At 45.8% G+C, this 10,009-nt stretch carries 8 protein-coding genes and 1 pseudogene; 4 read left to right on the top strand and 5 right to left on the bottom strand.

Annotated elements, in window-relative coordinates; translation table 11 throughout:
• Positions 1 to 458 precede the first annotated feature (458 nt).
• From F6K20_RS11210 to F6K20_RS11195, 4 genes and pseudogenes are all read right to left on the bottom strand, one after another.
• Entirely contained in the window at positions 459 to 1,454 is a 996-nt protein-coding gene (locus F6K20_RS11210; RefSeq protein ID WP_287252385.1) for an NAD-dependent epimerase/dehydratase family protein, read from the bottom strand.
• 427 nt (positions 1,455 to 1,881) lie between these two features.
• On the bottom strand, positions 1,882 to 2,943 hold the full coding sequence (gene hemE, locus F6K20_RS11205) for a uroporphyrinogen decarboxylase (protein ID WP_287294684.1): 1,062 nt from the start codon (positions 2,941 to 2,943) through the stop codon (positions 1,882 to 1,884).
• 293 nt (positions 2,944 to 3,236) lie between these two features.
• Positions 3,237 to 4,154: a S66 peptidase family protein gene (locus F6K20_RS11200; RefSeq protein WP_287294686.1), complete on the bottom strand. Its 918-nt coding sequence runs from the start codon at positions 4,152 to 4,154 to the stop codon at positions 3,237 to 3,239.
• 316 nt (positions 4,155 to 4,470) lie between these two features.
• Positions 4,471 to 5,196 (bottom strand): annotated as a pseudogene (locus F6K20_RS11195) (RNA-guided endonuclease InsQ/TnpB family protein); the annotation flags it as partial.
• Positions 5,197 to 5,568: 372 nt separating this feature from the next.
• Between F6K20_RS11195 and ffh the strand changes: the two are divergent.
• The 4 genes from ffh (at position 5,569) to F6K20_RS11175 (ending at position 9,261) form a co-directional block, all read left to right on the top strand.
• Positions 5,569 to 7,008: a signal recognition particle protein gene (gene ffh, locus F6K20_RS11190; protein WP_008178942.1), complete on the top strand. Its 1,440-nt coding sequence runs from the start codon at positions 5,569 to 5,571 to the stop codon at positions 7,006 to 7,008.
• Between the two features lie 457 nt (positions 7,009 to 7,465).
• On the top strand, positions 7,466 to 7,714 hold the full coding sequence (gene rpsP / locus F6K20_RS11185; protein ID WP_287252380.1) for a 30S ribosomal protein S16: 249 nt from the start codon (positions 7,466 to 7,468) through the stop codon (positions 7,712 to 7,714).
• On the top strand, positions 7,689 to 8,105 hold the full coding sequence (locus tag F6K20_RS11180) for a KH domain-containing protein (RefSeq protein ID WP_008178947.1): 417 nt from the start codon (positions 7,689 to 7,691) through the stop codon (positions 8,103 to 8,105). The genes rpsP and F6K20_RS11180 overlap by 26 nt, the downstream gene beginning before the upstream one ends.
• A gap of 199 nt (positions 8,106 to 8,304) precedes the next feature.
• Positions 8,305 to 9,261: a PhoH family protein gene (locus F6K20_RS11175; RefSeq protein ID WP_008178949.1), complete on the top strand. Its 957-nt coding sequence runs from the start codon at positions 8,305 to 8,307 to the stop codon at positions 9,259 to 9,261.
• 14 nt (positions 9,262 to 9,275) lie between these two features.
• Here F6K20_RS11175 and F6K20_RS11170 read toward each other — a convergent pair.
• Positions 9,276 to 10,009: CHAT domain-containing protein (locus F6K20_RS11170; protein WP_287294683.1), on the bottom strand; the 734-nt coding region annotated here is incomplete at its 5' end.

The raw sequence follows: 10,009 nt of genomic DNA, 5'->3' as shown, positions 1-10,009 counted from the left end.
TTGTCTCCCCCCCAGAGCAATTACCGATTATAATAATTAGTCAACCGGAGATGATAAGCGCGTTTGTATTTGAGATGTAAACCTAGAAGGTCTTTTTTTATTGGAAAATAAAACTCCGGATCTCTTGCCCCTCTTGCCTGCCCCCCTTACTAAGGGGGGTTAGGGGGGATTCCTCTTGCCTTTTGCCTTTTTCTGCAATACGTGTGTTTACAACCTAGATCCAAACGCTATAGTATTATTTTATTCAGAGAAATTTGTGGGTTAGATCAAGCTCGGTTAATCCCGTCGTTTATCCTAAGACTATCAACGAATTAAGCTAGGGTACTTGAGCCGAGTTATGGATCATTTGATGGTGTTATGTTAAAATTAAGCATAATTTATATTTCAGCAATGGAAAACTTAAAGACAACTTAACTAGGAGTCCTGTTTCTAGTTTAAAGTGTCACGATTTTAAAAATCTAATCTCTGCTAATGCCACTAACTTTGAGAACGTCAGTAAGTGTAGGACAGTAAGTCGGTAAACCAAAGGTGGTTGGATTAACGGGGTTGTGATAAATAAAATGTCGGTAATTCAAGGAAAACCGACTCCAAGGATCCATCTGAATCCGGAACAGCACAATAAAGATATTGGCAAGCCAGATAAACAATGGTAGGCGAAAATAAATTTGTTTACCAAGATACCTACAAACTTCTTCTACGGCTTGGTTAACACTCAACGGCTGACAACCCAAAACCAATCTACCGCTAGACATCCACTCTGGTTCTGCACTCAATGCTTGAGAAGGAGGATGATCAATCAGGTATCGCACCACCTGAGCAATATCTTGGGCGTGGATGAAGTGGAAACTGCCATCAGCTCTAAACCAACGAATCAAGTTAATCCATTTGACAATATCTGGGAGTCCCGATGACAGATGGGAGTAGGGTTTAGTTTCGTGTCCCCCCAGTACCAAGGTAGGAAAGAGGGTAGTAATCTTAGGAGCGGACGCTAATTGGGATAAGCGCTTGAGACAAGTGTATTTGGAATAGATATATTCTGTTCCAAGTTCACCGGCTTCTTTCAGTAATTGGTTATTCCTATCCAGTACACTAGCAGTAGAGAAATAAATCACTTGCTCACAAACAGTAGGGTCAAGCAAGTTGATTAACTGGATAGTTTTGACAACGTTAATATCAAATGTTTCCTGTTGCCCTCCCCAAGCAGTTGCTGCCAGAATTGCCGCATCCATTGTCTTGAGCAAGTCACCAAAGTCTTCAATCTGCTGCAGGTCACCTTCTAGGATGGTAATGCCAGCACGCCTCTTGTCGCCACACTTCAAGTCGTCAAACTTGAATTTGTCAGGGTTTCTGACTAACAAATACAACTCATGGTCAGTTTCGAGACTTAAGGCTTCAGTGATGTAGTGACCAATGCAGCCACTAGCACCAGTCATAAAAATCCGCTTGGAGGTCATAGGATTTTCGATTTTCAATTCAATTATGTACTCCCGATGCTGACCTAACACTAACAAACAACTAGGTCAACTACTTCTAGGGGTACAAGAAGGTTTTGATCGAGTGAAGAACACTTCCTTGATTGTTGTGGTGATGCATCTTGAAGGATTCTATCCTTAGTCGTCTAATCAAGTATCTGCACTCTCAAGATATTTCTATAAGGTTGTTAATCTCATCCCCTTGAAGGGGATGAGACTGAAGCGAGGATTCCATTTAGTGGAGGGGCTACCTGGACAAGTAAACGTCTGCACCTTGAAAGCCCGGTCCAACTCTGACCGAAGGATACCCTAGGGAGGACTAGCGCTCCCCGAACCTATGACTGCTAGAGGGAGAAAATGGCACAGAATCTGGTTATCGATTCTCTACTCTCTCTTGTGTTATCGACTATTATGCATGAACAGCCATTAATTCATTTGCCTTTTTGGCAGTTTCAAAGAAGAATCTAACATTATCTTCTGGAGTGCCGGGTAAAACACCATGACCGAGATTTAAGATATGACCTTTGTGGCCAGCTTTGCGAATAGTATCGACAATGCGATCGCGAATAAAAGCTTGTGACCCAAACAGAACTCCTGGGTCGATATTGCCCTGGACTTTCATCTTATCACCCAATCTTGTTCTAGCTTCTGCCATGTCTACGGTCCAGTCTACGCTGACCATATCAACCCCCGACTGTCCCATGCGTTCAAGCACTCCAGCGCTACCACTGATATAGAGAATGAAGGGGGTATCTGGGTGAGTGTCTTTAACCTGCTGTACTACTCGCTGCTGATAGGGTAAGGCAAAGGTTTCGTAGTCTTGGGGACTCAGTTCACCTGCCCAAGAGTCAAACATTTGTATTACCTGAGCACCGCTATTGATTTGGTAACGGACATAGATAGCGATCGCATCCGCTAGCTTACCCAAGAATTGGTGTAGCATAGCTGGTTGTGAGAAGGCCATCCCTTTAATGATGGAGTAATTTTTAGAACTTTTACCCTCAATGGCATAAGCGCCCAAAGTCCAGGGAGCACCTACAAAACCCAGCACTGCTGCCTCATTGCCCACTTCTTGCCGTAGCGCCTTCAAAATTTCCCGGATAAACCCAAATTTCTCTAAATCCAACAGATGTAGCTGGTCAATTTGTTCCTGGGTACGGATCGGTTGGTTAATGATTGGCCCTTTACTTTCGACAATCTCAAACTCGATACCAATCCCTGGCAATGGAGTTAGAATATCAGAGAACAAAATCACTCCATCTGGTTGAAACGCTTTCCAGGGTTGTAGAGAAATCTCAATCGCGATGTCTGGATTTTCGGAGCGCTCGCGAAAACTTGGATACTTATCCCGTAAATCGCGATAAACCTTCATATAACGACCTGCCTGTCGCATCATCCACACAGGGGGACGGTCTAACACCTCACCATGAGCCGCCCTCAACAAATAAGGAACCTGGGTTGACCCAGCCATATGGTATCTATCCTATTATACTTTTTTAAGTGTATTTGTCAGCTTATCATGGTGGTATTCCCTTTACTCTCCTGATTTGAGAAGATTAAAAAAGTGTTAATAATAAGTTACATTCTAAGACGGTACCTTCGTTAAACTGAGATCTTGCACCATTGTCATTAATCGTACGGTGGGCAGTAGGGTGGGCAGTGCCTACCAACGCGCTTTGCAAGCTTCATTATCTGTCTGGTGCACTGCCCACCCTACATGAACTGCTAACCTGCCAACTTTCAACCTGCTAACCTGCTAACCTGCTAACCTCCAACCCAACTCAAGGTCCCGGCCTCAGCATCTAGTTCAACCAACTGTCCGACAGGAAGGGCAGCGTTAATCCCATCGTGACCGAAAGGCAAGTCAGAGACAACCGGTATCCCGAGATCCCAAATGCGATCGCGCAACACTTCCTCCACAGTCCAGCTAGGAACATCCTTGGGAGGAGCACAACGGCTAAACCGCCCTAACGCAATACCTTTCACCCCGGCCATTGCACCAATCATGCGCCACTGAGTCAACATCCGGTCAATGCGGTAGGGAGCCTCAGTTACATCTTCGAGAGCAAGAATAACTCCTGATAAGGAAGGTTGTAGGGGTGTACCGAGCAGATGAGTAGCGACCGTAAGATTAGCCGGTAGCAACACACCAGAAACTTTCCCATCTCCCCAACCAACCCCTTTCAAGGGAGCTATGGGTCGTCCTTCCACCCAATCAAACAACCGATTGAGTGACCATTCCGGTTCACCAGCAATAGTAGTCAATAACGGACCATGAACACCGGAAACCCCTATCTGACCAAGACTCCACAGTAAAGCAGTAATATCAGAAAAACCAATCAACCACTTCAACTGTTCTGGCCATTGTTCTGGCCATGTCCAGTCTTCCATAAGTCTAGCGCTACCATAACCTCCTCGACCACAGAGAATGCCCCGACATTGGGGGTCAAGACAGGCTTCGAGCAACTGTTGGCGTCGCTGACTATCAGTCCCAGCTAGGTAACCTTCCCTAGCGTTCCAGTTCTGTGGTAATTGGACATGGTAGCCACGGGATCGCCAAATCTCAATCCCCTGATTAAAAGCATCAACCTCACGCAAGGTTCCACTTGGAACAATGACCCGCAATACATCTGGGGGTTTTAATGGTGGTGGTAGCTGGCATAAAGAAAAACCAGCCATCATCTGTTGCACATAAAGTTGATTCACGCGCTCCGATACTTTTTAGCTACCAAAGTCTACCAAGATAGACCAAGGCTCGCCAATGCAAGATGCCATAGCATCCAGGGGGTATCTCCCAAAGCTCTCGGGAATATCCCGCGAGCGCCATAAAAATGTCAAAAAAGTTTAACACCGGGATTTAACCGCAACTATTAAAGCCTTGGTTTTCGGCTTTAATTTAAGTTACATAATAATCACTGTCGGTGTTACCCTAATTTAAGTGTAACAAATAATAAGAGTTTTTGGTAGACTCTGCGACATTTTATCTAGCTGTTTACTAACCCTTTTTCTTGTTTCTCAATTTGCGTTGCAGCAATCGTTGCTTGCTTTGCAAATCCACGAAAAAGCGAGGGCGTTCTACCAGTTCACCTGTCGATACAGCCAAGAACTTTTCGAGTCCCAAATCAATTCCGATCGGATCACCATCAGGCATTGGTTCAGGAACAGAAACATCGGCTTGCAGAATCAGCTGAGCGTACCAGCCCGACGATTTCAACACGACCCGAACTTGCTTGATCTCAAATCCTTCAGGAATAGGTCGATGCAAGTGGATCGGCACGGTTCCAATTTTCGGCAGTTTGATCTCAAATCCGTTGACAGGATTCGACTTGAACTGCGGAAACACAAACGAACGATACTGGCCCGACTTTTTGAATCGAGGAAATCCAAACCCTCTGTGTTGCATGAACTTGAACGACTTATCCAGTCGCTTCAAGGCATCTTGCCAAACTTGGGAGTGAACTGCCTTCAGTTGTCGAATCAACTTTTTGGCTTTGGTAAGAGCGTTCTGCTGTTTGTAGTAGTCAGGGTATGGCGTGTCAGCAGGGATGATGTATTCGAGTCTGATGCTGCAAGCATTGACCAAGCATTTACGCGAATTGATCCAGTCCTTACGCTCTGCCAAAGCATAGTTATATACGCGACGGCATTGCTCCAACCAGCCAAGCATTTTAGCTTCCTGGTCAAGTCCTGGATAGATTCGGTAGCTGTAGGTCAAGTTCAACATCCGTGTATTCTAACAGATTTACATCTTCTGTTAGAACCGATAGATAGTATGTCGATTTTCGGGGCATCGAACGCGCCCCGCGTCTCCAAAGGAGAAACCCCTCAATCGACCCGGGGTGTCCATGTATCCCGACGCTAACCTTTCAGGTACAGCGCGGGACTTATAGCCTCCCGAACCCCCCATTAGTTAACCGCTTAAATAAATGTTACGAATAGCCTAGGGCTGAATACTCACCTTACCGAAATATTGAACTAAAATCCCCAAAAGCGCTATCCTAGTAAGGTGTGTAGCTAAGATGTATAGACTATCAAAACTCTGGCGACCTAGTAAAGTAACCATAATAACAAAACCATCACAATTGACAATTGACGTATGTTTGATGCTCTCGCCGAACGCTTAGAAGATGCTTGGAAAAAACTACGGGGTCAGGACAAGATCTCTAGTTCTAACATCCAAGACGCCCTAAAAGAAGTGCGTCGCGCCCTCTTATCGGCAGACGTCAACCTACAAGTAGTCAAAGATTTCGTTGCTGAAGTAGAAGCGAAAGCACAAGGCAGTGAAGTCACATCAGGTGTTCGCCCTGACCAGCAGTTCATAAAAATAGTCTACGACGAACTGGTGCAAGTGATGGGGGAAACCAATGTTCCCCTAGCCCAAGCAGACACCCCACCAACCGTTGTGCTAATGGCTGGTCTACAAGGTACTGGTAAAACTACGGCTAGTGCCAAACTCGCTTTACATCTGCGTAAGCAAGAACGTAGCTGTCTGTTAGTGGCTACAGACGTGTATCGACCCGCAGCCATTGATCAATTAGTCACCCTCGGTCAACAAATTGATGTACCGGTGTTTGAGTTAGGTACAGAAGCTGACCCAGTAGAAATTGCTCGTCAAGGGGTAGAACGGGCAAAAGCAATGGCTATCGATACGGTAATTATCGATACAGCGGGACGACTGCAAATTGACCAAGAGATGATGGGAGAACTCTCCCGCATCAAAGAAACCGTCCAACCCCACGATACTCTACTAGTGGTGGATGCCATGACTGGTCAGGAAGCAGCAACCCTGACCCGCACCTTCCATGAGCAAATTGGCATTACTGGGGCAATTCTCTCCAAACTTGATGGGGATAGTCGTGGTGGTGCTGCCCTTTCAGTCAGGCAAATTTCAGGTCAGCCGATTAAATTTGTCGGGGTTGGGGAAAAGGTCGAGGCACTACAACCATTTTATCCTGACCGGATGGCATCCCGGATTCTGGGTATGGGGGATGTACTCACCTTGGTTGAGAAAGCCCAGGAAGAGATTGACATCGCTGATGCTGAACAGATGCAACAGAAAATGCTGGAAGCAAAATTTGACTTCAGCGATTTCTTGAAGCAGATGCGCCTGTTAAAGAACATGGGCTCCCTTGGTGGGTTGATGAAACTGGTTCCAGGCATGGGCAAACTCAGTTCTTCTCAACTTCAACAAGGGGAAACCAAGCTCAAGCAGTCCGAAGCTATGATTAGTTCCATGACCTCCGAGGAGCGTCGTAACCCAGATTTATTAGCTAGCTCTCCGAGCCGCCGCCGCCGCATTGCCCAAGGTTCTGGTCATACGGAAAAAGACGTCAGGGGTCTGGTGAGTGAATTTACCAGAATGCGATCGCTTATGCAGCAAATGGGTCAAGGTCAGATGCCAGCCATGGGGGGGTTAGGTGGTATGTTAGGTGGTATGGGTGGTGGAAATCCTCGTAATCAACCTGGTTGGCGTGGTAGTGGCTCTGGCAAGAAAAAGAAAAAAGCCAAGAAGAAGAAGGGATTTGGGGAATTATAGTAGAAGGTCAGCTAGTAAAAGGTTAGAAGGTTGTTCGCGTAGCGTGACCGAAAGGTCAAGGTTAGAAGGTTGAAGGTTAGAAAGTTGAAGGTTACCCTGAAGGTTAGCCTGTTGTTCGCCTTTGGCGTTCGGTGTAGGGTAGTTTAGCCAGTAGAAGGTTAGCCAGTAGAAGGTTAGCCTATTGTTCGCCTTTGGCGTTCGGTGTAGGGTAGGTTATCTGGTAGAAGGTTAGCCTAAAGTTTAGCCAGTAGAAGGTTAGCCAGTAGAAGGTTAGCCAGTAGAAGGTTAGCCTGAAGGTTAGCCCGTTCCCTGAGGCGTGCGGAGTAGGGTAGCTTAGAAGATTGTAAACCGGTAGCGGCTTGCCTGCTGATTCAGTTAAAATCTTCAACATTCAACCTGTTCACTTTCAAACCCCCAAAGATCGCTTAAAATCAAACAGGTGAATTAATTAGGTACAATGATCAAAATCAGATTAAAACGATTCGGTAAAAAGCGTGAAGTCAGCTATCGCATAGTGGCCATACCCAGCAGTGCCCGCCGTGATGGACGTCCTCTAGAAGAACTGGGATTCTATAATCCAAGAAATGATGAAACGAGGCTGAATGTACCAGCAATAGTGAAGTGGCTCAAAAATGGAGCTCAGCCAACACAAACCGTGCGTAATATTTTGCAAAAAGCCAATGTTTTTGAACAAATCAGTACCTGAAATCCTATCTGCTTCTGTTCGAGATGATGACCCAGATTATTCAGCACTAGTGAGATTTTTAATCGAGCCGTTCTTGGAATCACCAGACTCCCTCAGCGTAGACTGTGAGAAATCAAATGGGAAAGAGCGTGTGTGGATTCGACTAGCTTTTAATGGAGAAGATAAAGGGCGAGTTTTCGGTCGTGGTGGTCGCAATATTCAAGCGATTCGGACAGTAATTAAAGCAGCAGCCCAAGCTGCTGGTCAAACTGTTTATTTGGATATCTATGAAGGCTCAGGCTCAGGTAGTAGCCCTCGTCGAGACAATGGCCCTAGTCGTAGATCCATTGTCAGAAGAAGTTTACCTCGCCGAGTGTCCAGACCTAGAGTAATTCCAAGATTTCCCTCCTAGTGCTCTAGTTTTGAAGGTTTCGGTAATGAGAGGACCATGGAGAAAAGGGGGTGAAGAACATCCGGCTGCTGTACCTCTCATTACCAATGGCAGGAAACCTTGAAGATTGGTAATGAGAGGTAGATTGAGTTGTATATTAAGTTACTTAAGTTACCAGTTAACTTCGATAGTTGAGACTGAAGCCTGTAGTTGATAAACCTTGAGTGAAGTATCCAAAACAATTGAGCTACCCAGCCCAGAAAGTGCAATCGCCTTGGTTGGAGACCAGGAAGAAAACCTGAAAACCCTATCACGGCAAACCGGTGCGCATCTGGTGCTGCGAGGGCAAGAGTTATTGATTTCTGGCACCGAGAAACAGGTCGAGCGGGTATCATCCCTAGTGCGATCGCTTAAAATCTATTGGCTCGAAGGTAAGAGGATTACAGGAGTAGACATCCAAACCGCAATTCATGCCTTAGATACCAAGCGACAGGATGAATTACAAGATTTACATCAAGATGTGCTGGCTCATACTCGCCGGGGTGAGGTAATCCGAGCTAAAACCTTCCGGCAACGGCAGTATATCAAAGCTGTACTAACCCATGACCTCACCTTCTGCGTGGGACCAGCAGGCACTGGCAAAACCTTCCTAGCTGTGGTAATCGCCGCTCAGGCGTTACTAAATAATCAATATGAACGGCTGATTCTGACACGACCAGCGGTAGAAGCTGGTGAAAAACTTGGCTTTTTACCGGGAGACTTGCAGCAAAAAATTAATCCCTATTTGCGCCCCCTTTATGATGCTCTCCATGAACTGATTGATACAGAGAAGACTGCCAATTTAATGGAACGGGGCATTATTGAAGTGGCTCCCCTAGCCTATATGCGAGGTCGCACCCTCAATAATGCCTTCGTGATTATTGATGAAGCTCAGAATACCACACCAGCCCAGATGAAGATGGTTCTGACTCGTTTGGGTTCACGTTCTCGGATGGTAGTGACTGGTGATCTCACCCAGACCGATTTATCTAGCAACCAACCCTCAGGATTAGCGATCACCCTAAAAATATTAAAATCTGTAGAAGGCATTGCTTTCTGCGAACTAACTAATAAGGATGTTGTCCGTAATCCCCTCGTTCAGAGGATTGTTACTGCTTATCAAAATTATGAACAGTGAAGAATTGCTATTAACTAGGGATCCCCAACCAGAGTGAAAGCAGCCCAATAGTAGGGATGAGAAAAGCTTTGTTTTCCTGGTCCTGACAATTCTGGCGGTAACGAGATGTTCTTGCCCGAGCCATATAACTGATTATTCTCGATACGCACATTGCCTTGAATCATTGCTAACTGTGCCTGTCGTAAAGCTTCGCTTTTACTCGATGTCTTTCTCAACTGACGGTAAAACTCAGTAGTCAGCCCCAGAGCACCTTGATCACTAACATACCAAAGGGTTGCCAAAGTCGAGTCAACTCCTGCCTGAAAGGCTGACCCAGCAAAACCCAACTCCGCTTCTCGATTGCCCAAAGCGGTTCGGCAAGCGCTGAGTACCAACAACTCTACCGATGGCTCATAAAGTAGATTTTTCATTTCATACAGCCTTAGTTTGCGGTTCCACATCTGAATGTAGGAATTGTTAGGAGTTCCCGAGTTGAACTCTGCATGGGTGGCTAGGTGAATGATGCCATATTGCCTCTGTTGTCGTTGAGCCATTAAATTTTCCAGAGTAAAGGCTTCGTTGAGAAAAGAGCGACCTTTCCACAGTGTTTCAGTGATGGTGGTTAACTCCACTTCTACCCCAGGCAAAGGCTGTTGATAAGGAAATTTCGATGCTCCCATTGCCAGCACCCGGAATGGTCTAACATCTGTGTGACGAGAATAGGTTAAGCAGACTAGGCACCAAGTTAACACCATACTTCTCAACCAGA

The organism is Moorena sp. SIO2C4 (assembly GCF_010672485.1).
GTDB lineage: Bacteria > Cyanobacteriota > Cyanobacteriia > Cyanobacteriales > Coleofasciculaceae > Moorena > Moorena producens.
This window is presented reverse-complemented; position numbering and strand designations above follow the sequence as displayed.